Source organism: Lactobacillus sp. HMSC08B12 (genome assembly GCF_001808415.1).
GTDB classification, from domain to species: Bacteria; Bacillota; Bacilli; order Lactobacillales; family Lactobacillaceae; genus Lactobacillus; species Lactobacillus delbrueckii.
Genome location: NZ_KV793099.1, coordinates 1 through 515, shown reverse-complemented (window position 1 = coordinate 515; position 515 = coordinate 1). Strand labels below are relative to the sequence as shown.

Sequence of the window (515 nt, the reverse complement as noted above, 5' to 3'; positions counted from 1 at the left end):
CTTCTTAGCTGACTTCTTGGCAGCCTTCTTGCTTGATGATGAAGCTACTGAAGAGCTACTCTTTGAAGCTTCTGATGAGCTTGAAGCCTTTGATGATTCTGATGGGCTAGTCTTCTTTGATGAAGATTCAGCAGCAGTCTTGTTGCTCTTAACTTCAGTCTTGTTTTCAGTTGCGGCCAGAACTGGGCTTACGCCAGTAGCCAACAGAGCAGCAGCAACAGTAGCTTTACCAAGGTTTTTCATTAAACGGTTGTTCTTCATAATACGGTTCCTTTTCCTATATCGGTATCAAAACAATTTTCATTACTTGCCCTTAATTATACTCAACTATTGAAAGATGTTAAGCCAAAAAATGAAGAAAATTAGAATTAAACTTTTATCCTCACTGAAGGCAAAATTATCCAGCTTATTTTCAAGTTAAAAGAGTTTTTAGCCTGTTTTTCCCACCTATGAATATTATATGATCGATTTCTATATGTCTACACAAAAAAGGTTCAGTATAAAAACTTGTGTAA

1 pseudogene is annotated in these 515 nt (G+C 36.3%); it reads right to left on the bottom strand.

The window, feature by feature from the left end:
- Positions 1 to 261: pseudogene (locus tag HMPREF3168_RS00845) on the bottom strand (hypothetical protein); the annotation flags it as partial.
- Between the last annotated feature and the right edge of the window lie 254 nt (positions 262 to 515).